The 19,577-nt window shown below is 58.7% G+C and carries 18 protein-coding genes and 1 tRNA gene; 9 read left to right on the top strand and 10 right to left on the bottom strand.

What is annotated here, in order from left to right:
- Window positions 1–60: 60 nt before the first annotated feature.
- On the bottom strand, window positions 61–1,173 hold the full coding sequence (locus KUV39_RS03420) for a Ppx/GppA phosphatase family protein (protein ID WP_008559189.1): 1,113 nt from the start codon (window positions 1,171–1,173) through the stop codon (window positions 61–63).
- 303 nt (window positions 1,174–1,476) lie between these two features.
- Between KUV39_RS03420 and KUV39_RS03415 the strand changes: the two genes are divergently transcribed.
- Genes KUV39_RS03415 through KUV39_RS03405 form a run of 3 tightly spaced genes read left to right on the top strand, consistent with a single transcriptional unit; the run spans window position 1,477 to window position 3,815 of the window.
- Window positions 1,477–1,773 (top strand): virulence factor, encoded by a 297-nt coding sequence (locus KUV39_RS03415; protein ID WP_008561827.1) that lies wholly within the window; start codon window positions 1,477–1,479, stop codon window positions 1,771–1,773.
- Window positions 1,774–1,799: 26 nt separating this feature from the next.
- Window positions 1,800–2,726 (top strand): methylenetetrahydrofolate reductase, encoded by a 927-nt coding sequence (locus KUV39_RS03410; RefSeq protein ID WP_222459055.1) that lies wholly within the window; start codon window positions 1,800–1,802, stop codon window positions 2,724–2,726.
- A 9-nt stretch (window positions 2,727–2,735) separates the two neighbouring features.
- A complete protein-coding gene (locus tag KUV39_RS03405; protein WP_046210285.1) occupies window positions 2,736–3,815 on the top strand; it encodes a methyltetrahydrofolate cobalamin methyltransferase in 1,080 nt (359 codons plus the stop codon).
- Window positions 3,816–3,883: 68 nt separating this feature from the next.
- On the opposite strand, the gene KUV39_RS03400 is transcribed toward KUV39_RS03405, so the two are convergent.
- Window positions 3,884–4,609, bottom strand: a complete 726-nt coding sequence (locus tag KUV39_RS03400) for an SDR family oxidoreductase (protein WP_222458924.1) — start codon at window positions 4,607–4,609, stop codon at window positions 3,884–3,886.
- Between the two features lie 112 nt (window positions 4,610–4,721).
- Here KUV39_RS03400 and KUV39_RS03395 point away from each other — a divergent pair, with 112 nt between their 5' ends.
- Window positions 4,722–5,702: a LysR family transcriptional regulator gene (locus KUV39_RS03395; protein ID WP_222458923.1), complete on the top strand. Its 981-nt coding sequence runs from the start codon at window positions 4,722–4,724 to the stop codon at window positions 5,700–5,702.
- 7 nt (window positions 5,703–5,709) lie between these two features.
- Here KUV39_RS03395 and KUV39_RS03390 read toward each other — a convergent pair.
- Together KUV39_RS03390 and mepK are read right to left on the bottom strand one after the other, a co-directional pair.
- A tRNA-Arg gene (locus KUV39_RS03390) sits at window positions 5,710–5,786 on the bottom strand.
- 212 nt (window positions 5,787–5,998) lie between these two features.
- Window positions 5,999–6,631, bottom strand: coding sequence for a peptidoglycan L,D-endopeptidase MepK (mepK, locus tag KUV39_RS03385; protein ID WP_008562079.1), 633 nt, complete (start codon window positions 6,629–6,631; stop codon window positions 5,999–6,001).
- Between the two features lie 314 nt (window positions 6,632–6,945).
- Between mepK and KUV39_RS03380 the strand changes: the two genes are divergently transcribed.
- The 4 genes from KUV39_RS03380 to KUV39_RS03365 are packed head-to-tail and all read left to right on the top strand — an operon-like array spanning window position 6,946 to window position 11,224.
- Window positions 6,946–8,565 (top strand): L,D-transpeptidase family protein, encoded by a 1,620-nt coding sequence (locus KUV39_RS03380; RefSeq protein WP_222458922.1) that lies wholly within the window; start codon window positions 6,946–6,948, stop codon window positions 8,563–8,565.
- A 38-nt stretch (window positions 8,566–8,603) separates the two neighbouring features.
- Window positions 8,604–9,686, top strand: a complete 1,083-nt coding sequence (lpxD, locus tag KUV39_RS03375) for a UDP-3-O-(3-hydroxymyristoyl)glucosamine N-acyltransferase (protein ID WP_222458921.1) — start codon at window positions 8,604–8,606, stop codon at window positions 9,684–9,686.
- 46 nt (window positions 9,687–9,732) lie between these two features.
- Window positions 9,733–9,987, top strand: coding sequence for an acyl carrier protein (locus tag KUV39_RS03370; protein ID WP_209033070.1), 255 nt, complete (start codon window positions 9,733–9,735; stop codon window positions 9,985–9,987).
- 28 nt (window positions 9,988–10,015) lie between these two features.
- On the top strand, window positions 10,016–11,224 hold the full coding sequence (locus KUV39_RS03365) for a beta-ketoacyl-[acyl-carrier-protein] synthase family protein (protein ID WP_222458920.1): 1,209 nt from the start codon (window positions 10,016–10,018) through the stop codon (window positions 11,222–11,224).
- Between the two features lie 81 nt (window positions 11,225–11,305).
- On the opposite strand, the gene KUV39_RS03360 is transcribed toward KUV39_RS03365, so the two are convergent.
- Entirely contained in the window at window positions 11,306–11,944 is a 639-nt protein-coding gene (locus tag KUV39_RS03360) for an invasion associated locus B family protein (RefSeq protein WP_222458919.1), read from the bottom strand.
- Window positions 11,945–12,572: 628 nt separating this feature from the next.
- Between KUV39_RS03360 and KUV39_RS03355 the strand changes: the two genes are divergently transcribed.
- Window positions 12,573–14,117, top strand: coding sequence for a helicase HerA-like domain-containing protein (locus KUV39_RS03355; RefSeq protein WP_222458918.1), 1,545 nt, complete (start codon window positions 12,573–12,575; stop codon window positions 14,115–14,117).
- A 75-nt stretch (window positions 14,118–14,192) separates the two neighbouring features.
- Here the strand turns inward: KUV39_RS03355 and KUV39_RS03350 are convergent, their stop codons facing one another.
- From KUV39_RS03350 to KUV39_RS03330, 5 genes are all read right to left on the bottom strand, one after another.
- Window positions 14,193–15,515 carry a branched-chain amino acid ABC transporter permease gene (locus KUV39_RS03350; protein WP_050672587.1) on the bottom strand — a complete coding sequence of 441 codons (1,323 nt, stop codon included), beginning with the start codon at window positions 15,513–15,515 and terminating at the stop codon, window positions 14,193–14,195.
- Window positions 15,512–16,522 carry a branched-chain amino acid ABC transporter permease gene (locus tag KUV39_RS03345; RefSeq protein WP_008559545.1) on the bottom strand — a complete coding sequence of 337 codons (1,011 nt, stop codon included), beginning with the start codon at window positions 16,520–16,522 and terminating at the stop codon, window positions 15,512–15,514. Before KUV39_RS03345 ends, KUV39_RS03350 begins: the two co-directional genes overlap by 4 nt.
- 3 nt (window positions 16,523–16,525) lie before the next feature.
- Window positions 16,526–17,239: an ABC transporter ATP-binding protein gene (locus KUV39_RS03340; RefSeq protein ID WP_008559445.1), complete on the bottom strand. Its 714-nt coding sequence runs from the start codon at window positions 17,237–17,239 to the stop codon at window positions 16,526–16,528.
- A complete protein-coding gene (locus KUV39_RS03335) occupies window positions 17,239–18,024 on the bottom strand; it encodes an ABC transporter ATP-binding protein (RefSeq protein ID WP_008560112.1) in 786 nt (261 codons plus the stop codon). Before KUV39_RS03335 ends, KUV39_RS03340 begins: the two co-directional genes overlap by 1 nt.
- A gap of 99 nt (window positions 18,025–18,123) precedes the next feature.
- Window positions 18,124–19,317 (bottom strand): ABC transporter substrate-binding protein, encoded by a 1,194-nt coding sequence (locus KUV39_RS03330; RefSeq protein WP_037302369.1) that lies wholly within the window; start codon window positions 19,315–19,317, stop codon window positions 18,124–18,126.
- Between the last annotated feature and the right edge of the window lie 260 nt (window positions 19,318–19,577).

Raw genomic sequence — 19,577 nt, 5'->3', positions numbered from 1 at the left:
GAGACCTTGCCCCGGATGGGCAGGCGGCGCGGACGCTCATATCCAAATCTATGCCGTTCTTTAAAACGGTCCGTCTTCCAAAACGCCGTCGGCGCTCATTTGTGCATAAAGCAGCCCTTCACGCAGGCCGCGATCCGCAACCGACAACCGATCTGTCGGCCAGCATCGCAACAATGCCTGCAGGATGGCCGCGCCTGACATGATCAGCGCCTGGCGGTCTTCGCCGATGCGCGGGTCGCTGCGTCGTCCCTGAGGGCCGAGTTCTAGATAAGAGCGGATCACCTTGTCAATCTGATCGCTGGTCATCCGCAACCCATCCACTTTCGTGCGATCATAGCGCTTCAGGCCAAGATGCGAGGCGGCAACCGTCGTGACCGTTCCGGAGGTGCCAACAATCTGAAATCCTTCGCGGGTCTGTTCGTCCTTATAAGGGGCGAAATCCGCGAGGTTTTCCTCGAAAAACCAGCTCATCAGAGCAAAACGCGCGGCATCATCTTCGACATCGTGGAACTGATCCCGCAGCGTCGCAACACCAAGCGGAACCGAGATCCAGTCAACGACCTTTGCCGCGGGAAACGGGCTGTCTGCGGTGTGAAACCCGGCATGCAGCCGCATGATGGCCGAGGGCCGATCCCGGCGTGGCACCGAAGAAATGTCAATCCAGACCAGTTCGGTTGAGCCGCCCCCGATATCCACCACGAGCAGCTGGTCGGTTTTGGTCGACACAAGCGGCGCGCAGGAAATCACGGCCAGGCGGGCTTCTTCCTCGGGCTGGATGATTTCAAGCGTCAGCCCGGTTTCGCGGCGCACCTGACGGATGAAATCGCGCGCATTCTTGGCACGGCGGCAGGCTTCTGTTGCGACCAGCCGCATCCGTTTGACGCGATTTCGTTTCAGTTTCTGCTGACAAATTCTGAGCGCCTGTATCGTGCGCGTCATCGATGCGCGCGACAAACGCCCGGTACGCTCCAGCCCGGCGCCCAGTTGCACCGACTTTGAGAAGCTGTCCACCACATGAAAGCCGCTGCCCTTTGGCTGGGCAATCAGCATCCTGCAGCTATTTGTACCCAGATCCAGCGCCGCATAAAGCGCATCAGGATCCGGTCGGGCAGGTGCCGGGCTCTCGACCGCGCGGGGAAACGCGCCAGCACCTTTTGAACGCCTGGGCGCCATGACTCACGCCCTCCGATTATCGTGTTACCCCAAGCATATGGTCGCGGCGCCATACGCGCAAGATGGGCTGAACACCGGACAGACGATTTGCGGCGACCCATTTCAGCGATGCGAACAATGGAATTCATAAAGCTGTTGAAAATTATGACGGCTGGCAGCTGTGGTCACACAGTGCATGCGAATGTATCCAAGAGCGACCCGAAAAGGTCGCTCAACATCATTGTGAGGTCGAAATCCGGCGAACATCGTTGTCGGCGGCGCTCTAGAACCACAGATACCCAGACGCAAAGGAAGGCCAAGGCAATGCCCGACGTCACACTCGTTTACTGGCGCGACATCCCCGCACAAGTCATCGTCGGCAAAGGCCGTCGCGGGGCAAAACGCCAATTGGAAGAACGGTTTGAGCAAGCAATCGACCGTGCCGCCATGAAGGTGAACGCAAAGGATGCCGATGCCTATCTCGCGGAATGGCGCAAAGCAGCCCCCTACAGCGTAGAGGGCGAAGCAGCCGAAATCGCCGAGGCAGAAGCCCAGCGTCTGGAGGCGGAATACGATCAGGATCGCCTTAAGGCCCTGATTGCAAACGACGGATGGGCATGAGCCTGACATCTTTTTGGGAGGCCACGATGGCTTTGTTGAACTTCAAAAAACGCGACGCCGGGGCGGCACAGACATCTTCCCCCGAGGGCGAGGCCTTTCTGCAAAACTACTCGATCGAGGTGATGCCGCGCACGGCGGCCAAGGTCGACGATTTCCGTGATCTGCTGCCAGCGGGCACCCGCGTCTACATCGCCCACATCGAAGGCACTCCGATTGAAGAGATGGTCGCGACAGCCAAACGTCTGAACGACGAGGGCTTTCCTGTGATGCCGCATTTCCCTGCGCGGATCATCAAGGATGAGGCAACGCTCGCGGATTGGATCGCACGTTACCAGGGCGAGGCCGACGTCAAGCAGGCGCTGATGCTGGCGGGTGGCGTTGCCAAACCTCATGGCGCCTTCGACAGTTCCATGCAGCTCTTGGAAACCGGTCTGTTCGACAAGGCAGGGTTTACCAACCTGCACGTGGCGGGCCACCCGGAAGGCAACAAGGACATCGACCCCGACGGCAGCTCCAAGAACGTCGACGAAGCACTTCAGTGGAAACAGAAATTCTCTGAGCGCACAGATGCGAGCATGGCGCTGGCAACTCAGTTCGCTTTTGATGCCAAGCCGATCATCGAATGGGCAGACGGTCTGAAAGCCGCTGGCGTCGATCTGCCGATCCATATCGGTATCGCAGGCCCTGCCAAGCTGCAGACGCTGATCAAATTCGCGATTGCCTGTGGTGTTGGCCCGTCTCTCAAAGTGCTGCAGAAACGCGCGATGGATGTCTCCAAACTGCTGCTGCCGTACGAGCCGACAGACGTGATTGCAGAGCTGGCCGCGCACAAAGCCGCGAACCCGGACTTCAACATCACCAACGTCCACTTCTTCCCGCTGGGTGGTATCAAAACCAACGCCAACTGGGCCATCAACAACGGCGGCGACGCAGCCAAGCCGGTCAATTCCTAAGGATCAACTATGACCCGTACCATCATTGAATCAAAAACAAAAACCACGATCATGGGTTTTGATCAGCCGTTCACCGTTATCGGCGAGCGCATCAACCCGACCGGTCGTAAAATCCTGAACGAAGAGCTGGAGCGCGGTGATTTCTCTCGCGTTGAAGCGGACGCGCTGGCGCAGGTCGCGGCAGGCGCCACTGTTCTCGACATCAACTCTGGCGCGGTCTTTTCCAACAAGATGGCCGAAGACCCGCGTTATGCCGACAACAACTTTGTTGAACCGGACCTGATGCGTGAGCTGGTCAAGCGCGTGCAGGCTGTCACAGACTGCCCGCTGTGTATCGACAGCTCCGTTCCCGGTGCGCTTGAGGCCGGTCTTGAAGCCGCCGAAGGCCGCCCGCTGCTGAACTCTGTTACCGGTGAAGAAGAGCGCCTTGAGATCGTTTTGCCGCTGGTCAAGAAATACAACGTCCCGGTTGTTGCGATTTCCAACGACGACACCGGCATTTCCGAGGATCCCGAAGTCCGTTTTGCCGTGGCCAAAAAGATTGTTGAGCGCGCAGCTGACTTTGGCATCCCGGCGCATGATATCGTCGTTGACCCGCTGGTCATGCCGATCGGCGCAATGGGCACCGCGGGTCTGCAGGTGTTTGAACTGAACCGTCGTCTGCGCAACGAGCTGGGTGTGAACACCACCTGTGGCGCGTCCAACATCTCTTTCGGTCTGCCCAACCGTCACGGCATCAACAATGCCTTCCTGCCGATGGCTATGGCGACCGGCATGACCTCTGCGATCATGAACCCGGTGGCCCTGCCCATCGGTCCGAAGAAGATCGCTGAGAAGAAAGCAGAAGTCGAAGCGGCAGGCATCATCATCCCCGAAGGCATGGATGACGAGACCTTTGTTCAGCTGTTCGGCATGGGCTCCACCAAGCCGCGTCCCGGCAAGGAGATGGAGGCGATCCGCGCAGCCAACTTCCTCACCAACAACGACGAAGGTGGCGCTGAGTGGATCAAGTTCAACAAGGTCCCAGCAAAAGCCGGTGAAGAGGGTCGTGGTCGCGGTGGCCGTGGCGGACGCCGTCGTCGCGCCTGATCCCTTCAGGAATATGTCAAAAGAAAAGGCCGGGATGATCCCGGCCTTTTTTCATTTGAACCAAGGCCTTATGCCGGTTGACGGGTCGGTCCGACCACAACTTCACGAATGTTCATCCCTTGCGGCTGACCATACATGAACTCTGCGGTTCGGGCGATATCGTCAGGCTCCAGCGCGCCACCGATGCTCTCGCGCCAGTCCGCGTAGTTGGATTTGATCTGCTCATCCGTTGTATGGTCGATCAGCTCTGTGCCAACCACACCTGGGCAGATCGTCATGACGCGGACGTTGTCGTCTGCCACTTCTTCCCGGATGTTCTCACTCATGGCGGAGACAGCAAATTTCGTGCCCACATAGGCCGCGTGGTTCGGGAACGACTTGCGTCCTGCAATGGAACTGATGTTGAGAATGGTGCCGCTTTTGCGGGCCTTCATGTCTGACAGCACCGACTGCACCCCATGAAGCAGACCGATGACATTGACATCAAACATCTTTTTCCATTCTGCCGGATCTTGGGTGTCGATCTGACCCAGCAACATGACACCGGCGTTGTTCACCATGAGATCGACGGGGCCAAAGATATCTTCTGCCTCTCGAATGGCGGATTGCAGGGCGTCGGGATTGGTCACATCGACCGCGCGGCACAGCGTATTGGGAAGGTCAAGGGCCTCCAGCTTTTCGACCCGGCGCGCCAGCAGCAGCAAGGGGTGGCCGGCGTCGGAAAACCGTTTGGCCATCGCGGCCCCGATGCCAGAGCTTGCGCCTGTGATTGCGATCAGTGGTTTGGTTGTCATGTCTAACTCCTGTCGATTGGGCCTCGAGGGCCATTGTTTGCGTCTGGACAAGACATAGGACTGGCGATTAGCTGGTTCGATACCGTTAATCTGAAATCAGTGTCAGGTAAAAATGAACAATGTATCTTGGCGGGGCATCCGTGCTTTTCTGCTTGTTGCGGAACATGGCAGTTTTACGGCTGCTGCACGGGCCTCGAATATGTCAAAGGCCAACATCAGCCAGTTGGTGAGCGAGTTGGAAGAAGCGCTCAGCGTGCAGCTTTTGGTCCGCACCACCCGCAGCTTGCGTCTGACCGAGGTGGGGGAAGGCTATGCAGACCAATGTCGCAAAGCGATGAACCAGCTTGACGCTGCTGCGGACTGGGCAAGTCAATCCACCCGCACATTGAAGGGGGCGATCCGGATGAACTCTGTGGGCGGGCTGATCGGAGAGGACCTCGTAGCGCCGCTGATCATGTCGTTTCAACAAGCGCATCCGGATGTTACCGTCCGGCTTGATTTTTCCAGTGCGCGGGTGGATCTGGTTGATGGGCCCTATGATATCGTCCTGCGGATGGGCGAATTGCCGGATTCCTCGCTCATTGCGCGAGGGCTGCGAACCATTCGGACCCGATATGTCGCCAGCCCTGGCTTTGTCGACGCCCGCGGGCCCATCAACACCCCCTCTGATCTTGTCGATCTGCCGCTCATCTACGGCAGCGTCGATCATTGGCAGATGTCACGAAACGGAGAGGAGCAGACCATTCAGGCCCGCCGCGGCCTGCGCATTGCAAGCGGCAGGGTCATGCGTCGCGCCGCCATTGAAGGCCACGGCGTCGCCAGGATCGGGGATGTCTACTGTGATGCGGATATCAAGGCCGGCCGATTGGTAGAGGTCCTGCCAGATTGGGCAGAGGAAACGCCACTGTCCCTTGTCTGCCCACCGATGCGCCACCAACTGGCCCGTGTCAGGGCGCTGATGGATTGGCTCTGCAGCCACTTTCCAGCCCATTACCGCGCCGCCCTGAATGGCGAGCTACCTGAGTGGAGAGAAGCACAGGCATACCCGCACGCAGGCTCTCACAGGGGTGAGGCAGGTGGCGGAACGCTGTGATGAAAAGTGGCGCACCTGAGAGGATTCGAACCTCTGGCCTCTGCCTTCGGAGGGCAGCGCTCTATCCAGCTGAGCTACAGGTGCCTATGCCGGTCGTATAGCCATGCCTGCCGATCACTGCAATCACAAAAAACACCGGAACCATAATTCATTTCAGGCGTTTGTCCTGCGAGTGACAAATCGTGAATGCACTGCAAACGGAACTGGGAATGCTGCAAGAGGCCTTCAACGCACAAGAAAAAACCCGCAGCGGCGATGCATGCGGGTTCTTCGTGGATGGGGAAATCGGCGGTGTTTCAGCCGTTCCAGCTGCGGACCACGCCACAGTCCATGTGGACGAAATTGGACCGGCGGTATTTGCCGACACCCCCAGCGCGGCACGCGATTGCAGCGTTCGCCATCTGGGTGACAGAGCGAGAAGAGAGCCGCAGATCAGCCGCCTGACCGCGCATGTGCAGGGAGTTCTTTGCAACTCCGCGCGAGCGGCTGCGCAGCATCGCGTTGGTTTTCGGGCTGCGATAGCCCGACAGCATCATGTAGGGCTCGTTCACATCCAGCAGGTTATGCGAAGCGGCCATGATATCGATGGTGCGCAGGTCGATTTCCTTAACGTCGTCGCTGCGCCAGTCACGCATGAAGTAGTTGATCTCCTTCACGGCGTCTTTGATGTATTTGCCATCAATCCAGTAGACCATATCGATCCGCTCGCCGGTGCGACCGGAGAACATGCGGATGCGGCGGATATCGCCTGCGCCCCGCAAGAAGCCTGCTGCATTGGAAAAGGTGGGGGCCGCCGTCAAAGTGGTCGCCGCGAACGCACCCAAAAGGGCCCGACGGGAAAGTCCCGATTTGTCCGTCTTTGCTAGTGTCACTGCGCTGTCCCGTACGCCTGAAGTCTCTGCCTGTTGTCCGATGTTACGGACTTTCATGTGATCCTCTGTTCACGCAACGAATGTATGGCACATACAGAATCGTGAGCCAAGTTTTGAATGTTGCAGTGCGACATGAACCGTGAATTTAGGCAATTTTTTGCTGAAAAGGGAAATAAAGCGTTAATTTCCCCGTTCCTTAACCAGTTTTCCAAGGCCAGAGAGGTGCGGCTGCGACCCATATGTCGCAGGGCTCTGTTGCCTTTATGCGCTGATTGAAAAGTGAGTGGACAACCGGGGCTAGCGTTTACCAGGATTTCATATAGGCAGGCGCAACCTGTTATAATCCAAATACGATTTGAGGACCGAGACTGATGTCGCCCGTGATGATGACCCGAGCCATTCCAGCGCTGAAAGCAGGCGTTTTCGCCTTGGCCCTTGGGGGCATGATAGGACTGGCTGCACCAGCGCAGGCGCAGGTCGGTGCGTTCAAACAGGCGGTGGCGGAGGCTGCCTCTGCAAGCGAGCCTGTGGCGCAGTTCTACCGTGATACGAAATTCGAACCCATCTGGACGGGCAGTGACGAATCCTCGCGGCTGCGCCGTGCGGCGCTGTTTCGTGCGTTGGAAGAGGCAGGCACACATGGCTTGCCCGATCGTTCGGCCGAAATTGCCGACCTGATGAATATCCTGCGCAATGTGCAGACAACCCGTGACCTGGGTCGCGCCGAAGTCGCCATGAGCCGCGCTCTTGTTAACTATGCGGCTGATCTGCAGACGGGCCTCTTGGAGCCGCGCCGGATTGACGAGGGCATCGTCCGCAAGAAACATCAGCCCGATTTCGCCTCTTACCTGACCGGCATTCGCGACCAGGCGCCGGTGGCATTCCTGCGGAGTCTTGCGCCCCAGAACCCGCAATACCAGGCCTTGCTGCGCGAAAAGATGCGGCTGGAGGCCCTGCAGGCGGCAGGCGGCTGGGGGCCCACCGTTTCGGCCAAGAAACTGGAGCGGGGCGATCAGGGGGGCGCGGTGATTGCCTTGCGCAACCGGCTGATCGAAATGGGCTACCTGGAGCGCAGCGCTTCTCTTCGTTATGACACTGCGCTTGAAGGGGCGGTGCAGAAATTTCAGGCGGCCCACGGACTTGAGGCGGACGGCGTTGCCGGTGCAGGCACCATTGCGGAAATCAACAAACCGGTGTCTGCGCGGCTCAAATCGGTTCTCGTCGCGATGGAGCGGGAACGCTGGCTGACGCCCGATCGGGGTGAGCGCCATATCCTGGTGAACCAGACCGACTTTACCGCCAAGATCATTGACAATGGCGAGGTCACCTTTCAGACCCGCTCTGTGATCGGCAAGGACCATTCAGATCGCCGCTCGCCTGAATTCTCGGACGTCATGGAGCATATGGTCATCAACCCAAGCTGGTATGTCCCGCGCTCGATCATCACCAAGGAATATCTGCCCAAGCTGAAGGCAAACCCCAATGCGGTTGGCCACATCGAGATCACCGACAGCCGTGGCCGCAAGGTGAACCGCAGCACAGCAGATTTTTCGCAGTATACCGCTCGGAATTTCCCCTATGCGATGCGCCAACCCCCCAGCCGCAAAAACGCGCTTGGGCTGGTGAAGTTCATGTTCCCGAACAAATATAACATCTACCTGCATGACACCCCGCAAAAGAGCCTGTTTCAGCGTGAGGTCCGGGCGTTCTCGCACGGCTGCATCCGCTTGGCGCAACCCTTTGAATTTGCGTATGCTTTGCTCGCCAAACAGACAGAGAACCCCAAGCAGTTCTTTGACCGTATCCTGAGCAGTGGCAAGGAAACCAAGGTGGATCTGGAACAGCAGGTGCCCGTGCATCTGATCTATCGCACCGCCTTTGTCACGCCTGAGGGTCGGGCAGAGTATCGCCGCGACGTCTATGGTCGTGACGCAAAGGTATGGGCCGCGCTTGAACGGGCAGGGGTGGTGTTGCCGGGCGTACAAGGGTAATCCTCGGGCCCAAAGGCAGTTAACCGGAAGGGCCCGACATGTTTACAGTGCGCGAGATTGCCGCCTCTCTTGGAGCAGAGGCTGAAGGGGATCTGGATCTCACCATTTCGCGGGCGGCAGAGCCGCAGGACGCCGGGCCAGATGATCTCGCCATGGCGATGGCCCCGAAATATGCCGAAAACCTCTCTGATGGCTCTGCGCGTGTTGCGCTTGTGTGGGAGGGGGCAGACTGGCAATCAATGGGGCTGAAGGCCGCCATTTTTGCACCCCGTCCGCGTCTGGCTATGGGCGGGGTGACCCGGCTTCTGGATCCGGGCCAGGGGTTTGATGATTTCGGCATTGGGGTCCATCCCAGTGCAGTCGTCCACCCAGAGGCCGAGCTGGCAGCGGATGTAATCGTTGGCCCCATGAGCGTTGTTGCGCGTGGGGCAAAGATCGCCAGCGGATCGGTGATCGGGCCGCAGTGCTATATCGGTGCTGATGTGATGATCGGCGAAGGGGCCCAGCTGCGCGAAGGCGTCACGATCGGCGCCCGTGCCACCATTGGCTCACGATTTCGCGCCCAACCGGGCGCGCGTGTTGGCGGGGACGGTTTCTCCTATGTCACGCCCGAGGTGTCCGGTGTCGAGACCGCCCGCAAGACCATGGGGGATCAGGGCGACAGCAAAGCGCAGAGCTGGCTGCGGATCCACTCGCTCGGCGCGGTCGAGATCGGGGACGACGTTGAACTGGGCATGAACTCCACCGTCGATAATGGCACCATCCGCAACACCGTGATCGGTGATGGCAGCAAGCTCGACAACCTTGTTCACGTGGGCCACAACACCCGTGTTGGTCGGGACTGTCTGCTGTGTGGGCAGACCGGAATTTCCGGCTCGGTCGAGATCGGCAACAATGTCGTCCTTGGCGGGCAGACCGGTGTTGCAGACAATCTGTTCATCGGCGACGGCGTGATTGCAGGCGGCGGGACCAAGATCCTGTCGAATGTTCCCGCGGGCCGCGTGGTCATGGGCTATCCGGCTGTCAAAATGGAGACACATACCGAAATGTATAAGGCGCAGAGGCGTCTTGGCCGACTGATGCGCGACATTGATGCGCTGAAGAAGGCAGTTTTCAAATAACGGCGCTGTCACTACATGAGCAACTGAACCACAACTGGGGACCGTTATGAGCACACAGGACAAGGTCATCGCCATTATTGCCGAACAGGCCGTGCTGGAACCGTCGGATGTCGCGCTGGACAGCACTCTCGAAGATCTGGGGATTGACAGCCTCGGCCTGGTAGAGAGCATCTTTGCCATTGAGGAAGAGTTCGACATCACCATCCCGTTCAACGCAAATGAACCGGAAAAAAGCGAGTTCGACATCTCCAACGTTGCCGCGATCATCGTCGGCATTGAAAAGCTGATAGCAGAGAAATGATCGCGGCTCGGTTCGGCGAGGGCTCAGCATGAAACGGGTTGTGATTACCGGCATGGGGACGATCAATGCCCTAGGCCACACCGTTACCGAGACGATGACCTCTCTTGCTGAGGGGCGTTGCGGGATTGGCGAACTGGATTTTCAGGACGTTGACCGCCTGTCGATCCGGATCGGTGGGCAGGTGCACGGGTTTGAAGCGGAAGGCAGGTTCAACCGCCAGCAGATGAGTCTCTATGATCGCTTCACCCAGTTCACGCTGACAGCGGCCAAGGAGGCGATCCAGCAATCCGGGCTGGAGTTCCATGGAGAGCTCTCTCAGAAATCGGGCGTTGTGCTTGGGACTGCGGGCGGTGGCGTCTCGACCTGGGATGACAACTATCGCTCTGTTTATGAGGCGGGCAAAAATCGAGTCCATCCTTTTGTTGTGCCAAAGCTCATGAACAACGCGGCCGCAAGCCACGTCTCGATGGAGCATAACCTAAAGGGGCCCAGCTTTACCGTTTCGACGGCTTGTGCGTCCTCCAATCATGCGATGGCACAGGCGTTTCAGATGGTGCGGAGCGGGATGAGCCCGGTTATGGTCACCGGCGGATCGGAATCCATGCTGTGCTTCGGTGGTGTCAAGGCGTGGGAAGGTTTGCGCGTCATGTCACGGGATGCCTGCCGGCCCTTTAGCGCCAACCGCAATGGCATGGTCCAGGGCGAGGGCGCAGGGATTTTCGTGTTTGAGGAATATGAACACGCGCGTGCCCGTGGTGCGGATATCATCTGCGAAGTCATCGGCTTTGCCATGTCCTCGGATGCGGCTGACATCGTGATGCCCAGCAAGCAAGGCGCTGCCCGTGCAATCGCGGGTGCCTTGCAGGACGCCCGCCTCAATCCCGAAGACGTGGCCTACATCAATGCCCACGGCACCGGGACAGCGGCCAATGACAAAACCGAATGCGCAGCCGTTGCAGATGTGTTCGGCCCACATGCCGACAATCTGATGATGTCCTCGACAAAATCGATGCATGGGCACCTGATTGGTGGAACTGGGGCCGTGGAACTGTTGGCCTGCATCATGGCATTGCGCGACGGGATCGTTGCGCCCACCATCGGCTATGAGGAACCAGACCCCGAATGTGCGCTTGATGTGGTGCCGAACACCGCCCGCGAAGCAAAGGTCGATGTCGCACTCAGCAATGCGTTTGCCTTTGGCGGGCTGAACGCGGTTCTGGCATTGCGCAAGGTCTGAACCGATTGCACCGGACAAAAGAAAACCGCCGCCTCCGAGATCCGGGGGCGGCGGTTTCCTGTTTTTGGCAAAAGCCTGCGGTTACTGCTTTACCACATCCACGACGTTGTAGCCGGCGGTGAAGCCGCTCAGCGACATTTCCATGTTGATCACCTGATCCGGCGCCGGTGCCGGACGCAGGCTCAGCGTGGCAACCTTGCCCTTTTTCATGGCGTTGATGTCACCCTGCGTCAGACCAATCTGCGCAACGCAGCCGGTCGGGTTGCAGAACGAGTAATTGTAACGCTTGGCAGGACCGCCATCGACGGAAATGGTCAGGGCCGCAGGCAGGAGCGTTTCCAAAGGAACGATCACAGTCGCGCCGGCCACGGCCTGGCTGCCCTCCTGATCGATCCGGAACATCGAAAATTCCGCCATCGGGCTGCCGTTTTCGTCGGTCATGATCTGCAGCAACGAGCAGGGATCCTGCTCCTGTTCTGTTTTCACGCAGGCCAGATCCCAATCGCCATGTGTTTCCTTGGAATACCGCTGACCCAGACGCGGGCCTTCTTGCACAGGCTGGCCCAGATCCAGAACGTCGTCAGCCGTCGGGGCTTCGGCGTTTTCTGCTGCGGGCTGGCTCTCTTCGGTCGCAACCGCCCCAGAGCTATCCTGCGCCATCAGGGGCAGGGGCAGAGCCATCAGCGCTGCCAGGGTCATCGGGGTCAGGGACTTCATCATGATTGCCTCATATATCCTTGCTTGGTGAAATTGATGTAGCACGCCAAGATTGGGCTGTCAGGGGAATAACCACCAGAACCGGCATCGATGGCGGGGAATTGAGCGGGAAGTTTCTCACTGGCGCAAGGGATTGTTCAAAAAACAAAAAAGGGAGCAGAGCGCCCCCTTTTTCGTATTGTCTCTCCCCGTCGGACTGGCCGACTTAGTTATTGGGTAGGACGTTACGAAAGGGTCGGCCATCGGTCAACATGCAATGAGAAAAAAATGTGGTTAGCGCAAATTTTATCGACTCGCGCGCGCATTCCGCGCAGGTTTCCCGCTCTGGTTGCCGCTGCGGAAGGTGATATGCCTAAATGATAGGCATTCAGGGCAGAAACGCGGCAGAATTTCCACGCCAGCCAATCACTTACATGTATCAGATAGTCACGAAAAAAGGCCGTGCCAAGGGCACGGCCAGTCTGACAGGGAGGAAATGTCCACCAACACAACCGCATGATGGTCGGTGGGCAAGTATGACAGTCGCATGAAAAGGTTAATTTTGTATTTTCATTGAAACGATCGCCGCCTCTGCGCAGGATTGGTGACAGCACAAGGTCGACAGACCAAATTCAAAGGAACACAGGCAGCCATGACAGAGACCATTTTCATCGGAGGCGGCGGCGAGTCTTATGCTGAACCGCAGGAGATGACCCTGAAATACGCCAACCGCCACGGCCTGATCGCCGGCGCAACGGGCACCGGCAAAACAGTCACCTTGCAGATCCTGGCGGAAAGCTTCTCGAACGCGGGCGTCCCGGTGATCCTGTCTGACGTTAAGGGGGATCTGTCCGGCCTCGCCAAATCGGGGAGCGCGACGCATAAACTGCATGGTCCCTTTATGGAACGCGCGGCCAAGATCGGGTTTGCAGATTACAGCTATCACGCAACGCCAGTGACATTCTGGGATCTCTACGGAGAGCAAGGCCATCCCGTACGGACCACCGTTGCAGAAATGGGGCCGTTGCTGCTTGCTCGGCTGCTGGAGCTGAGCGAGGCGCAGGAGGGTATCCTGAACATCGCCTTTCGACTGGCCGATGAAGAAGGTCTGGCGCTGCTTGATCTGAAGGATCTTCAGGCATTGCTGGTCTGGGTTGGTGAAAACCGTGCCGAATTGTCGTTGCGCTACGGCAATGTCTCTACCGCCTCCATTGGCGCGATCCAGCGGGGACTGCTGGTGCTGGAAAATCAGGGCGGTGCGCAGCTGTTTGGCGAACCTGCGCTGGAGCTGTCGGACCTGATGCGCTGTGACGCGGACGGGCGGGGAATGGTGAACATTCTGGCGGCTGACAAGTTGATGGCTGCGCCGGGCCTTTATGCGACTTTCCTTCTATGGCTGTTGTCCGAACTGTTTGAGGAATTGCCAGAGGTTGGTGATCCGGACAAACCCAAGCTGGTGTTCTTCTTCGACGAGGCCCACCTGTTGTTTGACGACGCGCCAAAGGCCCTCATTGATAAGGTCGAGCAGGTCGCCCGCCTGATCCGCTCCAAGGGTGTTGGCGTCTGTTTCATCACGCAGTCACCTGCCGACGTGCCAGAGGACATCCTTGGCCAGCTTGGCAACCGGATCCAGCACGCCTTGCGGGCCTTTACCGCCCGTGATCGCAAGAACCTGCGCCTGGCTGCCGAGACCTACCGCGAAAATCCGCGGTTCTCGACCGAGGACGCCATTCGCGAGGTCGGTGTCGGTGAGGCGGTGACCTCGATGCTGCAAAAGAAAGGTGTGCCTGGCATAGTCGAGCGGACATTGATCCGGCCGCCCAGCTCCCAGCTTGGCCCGATTTCCGCATCCGAGCGCGCGGAGTTTCTGCGCCAATCCGATATGGCCGGAAAATATGACCAGCCTGCGGACCGACGGTCAGCCTATGAAATTCTGGCGGAGCGCGCTGCCAAGGCCGCAGCCGAGGCCGAAGCCGCTGAAGACGCGGCCGAGACCGCACCAGAGCCCATGGCACGGGAATACAACGCCGCCCGCCGCTATAGCGGTACGCGGGTCAGCCGCTCTAGCGCGCGTCGTGTCAAGCCGCGCGACAGCTTTGGATCGGCAATTGGCGAGGCGGTCATCAAAGAACTGAAGGGCACAACCGGTCGCCGGATCGTGCGCGGGATCCTGGGCAGTTTGTTCAAAGGGCGCTGAGCCCAGCAAAGCCCGGAATGGAAAACGCCGCCAGATCTCTCTGGCGGCGTTTTTTGTTGTTCGTGGCGATTGGCCTTAGCGTTCCGGCAACAGGCCCCGTGGGCTGAACCGCAGGACAAGCAACAGGATCAAACCCATCGTCAGCAGACGCATATGCGCGGCGCTGTCCAGAAGATGTGCCTTTACCGCGCTACCGTCGGAGAGCCCCGCAGTGATGGTTTCGATCAGGAGGAGACCCATAGGCTCTACCTTGATCCACAGGAACCAGATCAGCAGCCCGCCAAGAACCGAGCCAAAGTTGTTGCCCGACCCGCCGACGATCACCATCACCCAGATAAGGAAGGTAAAGCGCAGCGGGTTGTAGGTGCCGGGTGTCAACTGGCTGTCCAGCGTTGTCATCATTGCACCGGCGATGCCGCAGATCGCGGAGCCCAGAACAAAGATCTGCAGATGGCGACGGGTGACGTTCTTACCCATTGCTTCTGCGGCGACCTCATTGTCGCGGATCGCACGCATCATCCGGCCCCACGGGCTCTTGAGCGCCATCTGCGCCATCCACAACAGCACCAACAGCACAACAGTGAACATGAGCGAGTAGCCCAATTTGACATAAAGCGTGGATGCCAGAACCGGATCCAGACCATAGTCTGCCGCCTTTGCCACGAACTCTGCATCGTTTTGCAGGTCCACTTCATAGGGCATGGGGCGGGGCAGGCCGATGACGTTCTTGACGCCACGCGACAGCCAGTCCTCGTTTTTCATCACGGCAATGATGATCTCGGCAATGCCAAGGGTGGCAATCGCCAGGTAATCAGACCGCAGCCCAAGCGCCGTCTTGCCGATCAACCAGGCAGCGCCCGCCGCCAGCAGACCGCCGGCTGGCCATGCCAGAAGAACCGGCAGACCCAGACCACCAAGGTGGCCTGCAAGGGCAGGGTCAATGGCCTCGACACCGGCAACCGACGGGTCAAAGATCGCGCGGTAAACCACAAAGCCAACGGCAAGCACCGCAATCATCACGACGCTGCGCAGCTTGCCCGGCTCCATCATGCGGAACACGGCAATCGCGGCAACCAGCGTCATCGCGCCCATCACAAGGGCCATGATGATGCCAACACCGCCCTGGCTCCATGCGCCGGGGGTCGGGGCACTGGAGACAAGCACAACAGCCAGACCACCAAGAGCGACAAAGCCCATGATGCCGACATTGAACAGACCGGCAAAGCCCCACTGCAGATTGACCCCAAGCGCCATGATGGCCGACACCAGCCCCATGTTCAGGATCAACAGGGCCGAGTTCCACGACCCGGAGAAGAACAACGCATTGGTGGAGCCCTCAAGCAGGATCAGAACACCAACAAAGAGGAAGAGAAGCGAGGTTTTTACTGTATCGCTCATACCGCTTTTCCTTTGAATAGGCCCGTGGGCTTGAACAGAAGCACAATCACCAGGATGGTGAACGAGACGGCAAATTTGTAGTCCGTGCTCAGCAGCTGGACGAGACCATCAGGTTTCAGGCTTTCAGGCAGGACATAGGTGAGCACCTTTTTCCACGCATAGGTGATTGTCACCTCGGAGAAGGCGATGATGAAGCCGCCGGCAATCGCGCCAATCGGGCTCCCCAGACCGCCAACGATCGCTGCCGCAAAGATCGGCAGCAGCAGCTGGAAATAGGTGAAAGGTTTGAAAGACTTGTCCAGACCATACAGCACGCCTGCAATGGTCGCGAGGCTGGCGACGATCAGCCATGTGTACATCACCACCCGCTCCGGGTTGATCCCGGAGAGCAGCGCCAGATCTTCGTTGTCGGAATAGGCACGCATGGATTTCCCGGTGCGGGTCTTGTTCAGGAACCAGAACAGCAGGGCCACCACGATCACCGCAGTGATAACGGTGATACCTTGGGTGGTTTTGATGGCAAGACCTTCACGCAGGCCGGTCATGGCCTTGAAATCGCGCGCAGAAATCAGGAACCGTTCGCCATCCGCAAAGCGCTGGTCACCCGGGCCGATGACAAAACGGACAAGCCCGTTCATCATGAACATCACACCAAGCGAAACCATTACAAAAACCACCGGCTTGGCTTTTTGTGCGCGGTAGAATTTGTAGACGGTGCGGTCGGTAAACAGCATCAGCGCCATGGTCGCTGCGATCCCTGCAGGGAGCGCAAGCAGCGCGGTCGGCAGCGGGCCGAAGCTCACGCCGAGGGACTGAAGCCACCAGGTGACAAGGATGGTGATCATCGTACCAAACGCCATGGTGTCACCATGGGCAAAGTTCGAAAACCGCAGGACAGAGTAGACCAGCGTCACACCAAGCGCGCCGATCGCGAGTTGGCTGCCGTAGGCAATGGCGGGCACGCCAACGAAATTGACAAATGCCACTAGGGCGTTGAGGAAATCCATCTCTTAGCCCCCCAGGAAAGATTTGCGCACTTCGGGATCGGCCAGCAGCTCTTGGCCGGTGCCGGTATAGGCATTGCGCCCCTGTACCAGAACATAGCCTTTGTCTGCGATCTCAAGCGCTTGCTTGGCGTTCTGTTCCACCATCAGGATCGGCAGACCTGTGCGCGATACCTCGATGATCCGATCAAACAGCTCGTCCATCACGATGGGGGACACACCAGCGGTCGGTTCATCCAGCATCAGGACCTTGGGCTTGGTCATCAGTGCGCGGCCCACGGCCACCTGCTGACGTTGACCGCCTGACAATTCACCCGCCGGCTGATTGCGTTTGTCGCGCAGGATCGGGAACAGATCATAGACCTGCTCCATCGTGTCGCGAATATCATCGGTCCGGATGAAGCCCCCCATTTCCAGGTTTTCCTCAACCGTCATGGAGGTGAAGATGTTCTGGGTCTGCGGAACAAAGCCCATGCCCTTTACGACGCGATCCTGCGGAGACAGGGACGTGATGTCCTCGCCATCCAGGCGGACCGCGCCCGAGCGGACGTTGAGAAGGCCGAAGACGGCTTTCATCGCGGTGGATTTGCCAGCGCCATTCGGGCCGACGATAACGGCGATTTCGCCGGGGTTCACGGCGATCGTGCATTCATGCAGGATGTCCGGCCCCTTGCCGTAACCGCCTGTCATGGCATCGCCAATCAGAAAGGGTTCAGACATTATGCCTGCTCCAGTTTATCTTTGTTTTTCAGACCAGTGCCGAGGTAGGCCTCGATCACCTGCTCATTTGCCTTGATCTCGTCCAGCGTGCCTTCGGCAAGTTTCTTGCCCTCGGCCATGCAGATGACCGGATCACAAAGGCGGCCGATGAATTCCATGTCGTGTTCGATGACGACAAAGGTATATCCGCGTTCCTCATTGAGGCGCTTGATGGCGTCGGCAATGGTGTAGAGCAGGGTGCGGTTCACCCCGGCGCCCACCTCGTCGAGAAAGACGATCTTGGCATCCACCATCATCGTGCGACCAAGCTCCAGGAGCTTTTTCTGGCCACCGGAGATTTCGCCGGCCTTCAGGTCCGCGATATGGCTGATGGTGAGAAACTCCAGAACCTCATCCGCCTTGGCGCGCAGGGCGCGTTCCTCATCAGCGATCCGCTTGCGGCCAAACCACGTGTTCCAGAGGCTTTCGCCAGACTGGTTGGCCGGCACCATCATCAGGTTTTCCCGGCACGTCATGGTCGAAAACTCATGCGCGATCTGGAAGGTGCGCAAGAGCCCCTTGTGGAACAGCTCGTGCGGGGGCAATCCGGTGATATCCTCGCCATCCATGGTCACCCGGCCGGAGGTCGGTTGAAGCACGCCAGCGATGACGTTGAAAAGAGTGGTTTTTCCGGCACCGTTTGGCCCGATCAAACCGGTTATGGAGCCCTTTGCGATTTCCAGCGACGCGCCATCTACCGCGTGGAACCCGCCGAAGTGCTTGTGCAAGTCCTCGACGACGATCATGTCATTTCATCCCCTGCCGCAGTTTCACGGCTTTTGAATTTGGAACAGCCCGGGCAGAACCCGGGCTGATCATAGGTTAACATCTGAAAGAAATCAGAGTTAGCGGTACTTAACCGTGGTTACAGCACCGTCCTTGATTTCGATTTCACGGTAAGAGCCTGCGCTTTCACCCGGGCCAATCAGCTCAACGCCAGTTGCGCCCTGATAGTCGATCTGACCACCTGCAGCGAGGATCTCAAGCGCCTTGCCCAGCTCACCCGGATTGATCGGCTCGCCCGGTGCGTTAGCAACGTCGAGGATCTTGCCCGCGTAATCGGCCGGGTTCATGGAGCCCGCAGCCTGCATCGCCAGCAGGATCAGTGCTGCTGCGTCGTAGGATTCACCCACGTATGCGGAAGAGCCGTCAAAGTCAGCGTCTTTGGTCATTTCGGCAAAGATATCAGCACCTTGACTCTGGGAGCCGGGGAACTGGCCGAAGGAGCCGTCGAGATCCGGACCAACGTTCTGCGGCAGGGAGTCACCAACCATGCCGTCGGGCAGGCCAAAGGTGTCGAATGCACCGGTGTCAAGTGCACCCTGGATGATGCCCAGACCACCTTGGTCGAGGTAGCCCGCAACAACCAGAACGTCGCCGCCGGCAGAGGCCAGTGCGCCAACTTCAGCAGAGTAGTCACCTTTGCCGTCTTCATGTGCCGCAACGATGGTCACTTCGCCGCCCGCTGCCTCAAAAGAGGTTTTGATCGCGTCGGACAGGCCTTTGCCATAGTCGTTGTTGGTGTAGGTCAGCGCGATGGAGTTCACGCCGCGATCCTTCAGTACTTCGGCCATGATCTGACCCTGACGGGCGTCAGACGGCGTGGTGCGGAAGAACAGGCCGTTGTCTTCCATGGTCGACAGACCCGGCGAAGACGCCGACGGCGACACCATGACCATGCCGTTTGGCACAGCAACGTTCTGCAGAACTGCGCCGGTCACGCCGGAACAGTCAGAGCCCATGATGCCGTTGACACCATCGGAGAGCAGTTTTTCCGCGCTTGCGGTGGCGATGCCGTTGTCGATACAGGCAGAGTCACCACGCATGGTGGTCACTTTTGCGCCGTCCAGCAGCTTGCCAGATGCGCTGACCTCAGCGGCGGCCATTTCAGCAGCGCCAGCCATATGCGGTGTCAGCGATTCAATCGGACCGGTGAACCCCAGCAGAATGCCCAGCTTCACTTCTTTTGCATGACCGCCTGCAAACGCGGTGCCCGCAGTCAGGGCAGCGGCGGCGGTCGCCATCATGAGTTTTTTCATTTTTTTTGAACTCCCAATGTTGGAACAAAATGTTCAGATCGGACCCTAGGCAAGCAGGAATGGAAAGGGAAGGGCTTCTGCACAAAACCGAGGCAGGTTTTTTGGCGTTTCGTGGCGTTTTTTCGGCTCATCAATCCCGTGGGACGGATCGGGCGCGCAAACTGTCGGAAACCTCTACCCTACACATGTTCAGGACTGCCGGTTTCCCCCATTTCAGCGTCGCAACAGGTTCCCCACAGGTTCAGTGGGCGCAGGGGTGG

The organism is Phaeobacter italicus, from assembly GCF_019801785.1.
GTDB lineage: Bacteria > Pseudomonadota > Alphaproteobacteria > Rhodobacterales > Rhodobacteraceae > Phaeobacter > Phaeobacter italicus.
Note: the sequence above shows the minus strand (reverse complement) of the source record. Positions and strands in the feature narration are given on the sequence as shown.

Bases quoted from the DNA above. Each gene is read 5' to 3' on its own strand.
- KUV39_RS03335 (WP_008560112.1), bottom strand. From the start codon at position 18,024: ATGATCGTCGTCGAGGACTTGCACAAGCACTTCGGCGGGTTCCACGCG.
- KUV39_RS03370 (WP_209033070.1), top strand. From the start codon at position 9,733: ATGAGCACACAGGACAAGGTCATCGCCATTATTGCCGAACAGGCCGTG.
- KUV39_RS03395 (WP_222458923.1), top strand. From the start codon at position 4,722: ATGAACAATGTATCTTGGCGGGGCATCCGTGCTTTTCTGCTTGTTGCG.
- KUV39_RS03345 (WP_008559545.1), bottom strand. From the start codon at position 16,522: ATGGATTTCCTCAACGCCCTAGTGGCATTTGTCAATTTCGTTGGCGTG.
- mepK (WP_008562079.1), bottom strand. From the start codon at position 6,631: ATGAAAGTCCGTAACATCGGACAACAGGCAGAGACTTCAGGCGTACGG.
- KUV39_RS03405 (WP_046210285.1), top strand. From the start codon at position 2,736: ATGACCCGTACCATCATTGAATCAAAAACAAAAACCACGATCATGGGT.
- KUV39_RS03400 (WP_222458924.1), bottom strand. From the start codon at position 4,609: ATGACAACCAAACCACTGATCGCAATCACAGGCGCAAGCTCTGGCATC.
- KUV39_RS03415 (WP_008561827.1), top strand. From the start codon at position 1,477: ATGCCCGACGTCACACTCGTTTACTGGCGCGACATCCCCGCACAAGTC.
- KUV39_RS03330 (WP_037302369.1), bottom strand. From the start codon at position 19,317: ATGAAAAAACTCATGATGGCGACCGCCGCCGCTGCCCTGACTGCGGGC.
- KUV39_RS03380 (WP_222458922.1), top strand. From the start codon at position 6,946: ATGTCGCCCGTGATGATGACCCGAGCCATTCCAGCGCTGAAAGCAGGC.
- KUV39_RS03410 (WP_222459055.1), top strand. From the start codon at position 1,800: ATGGCTTTGTTGAACTTCAAAAAACGCGACGCCGGGGCGGCACAGACA.
- KUV39_RS03350 (WP_050672587.1), bottom strand. From the start codon at position 15,515: ATGAGCGATACAGTAAAAACCTCGCTTCTCTTCCTCTTTGTTGGTGTT.
- KUV39_RS03420 (WP_008559189.1), bottom strand. From the start codon at position 1,173: ATGGCGCCCAGGCGTTCAAAAGGTGCTGGCGCGTTTCCCCGCGCGGTC.
- KUV39_RS03355 (WP_222458918.1), top strand. From the start codon at position 12,573: ATGACAGAGACCATTTTCATCGGAGGCGGCGGCGAGTCTTATGCTGAA.
- KUV39_RS03365 (WP_222458920.1), top strand. From the start codon at position 10,016: ATGAAACGGGTTGTGATTACCGGCATGGGGACGATCAATGCCCTAGGC.
- KUV39_RS03340 (WP_008559445.1), bottom strand. From the start codon at position 17,239: ATGTCTGAACCCTTTCTGATTGGCGATGCCATGACAGGCGGTTACGGC.
- lpxD (WP_222458921.1), top strand. From the start codon at position 8,604: ATGTTTACAGTGCGCGAGATTGCCGCCTCTCTTGGAGCAGAGGCTGAA.
- KUV39_RS03360 (WP_222458919.1), bottom strand. From the start codon at position 11,944: ATGATGAAGTCCCTGACCCCGATGACCCTGGCAGCGCTGATGGCTCTG.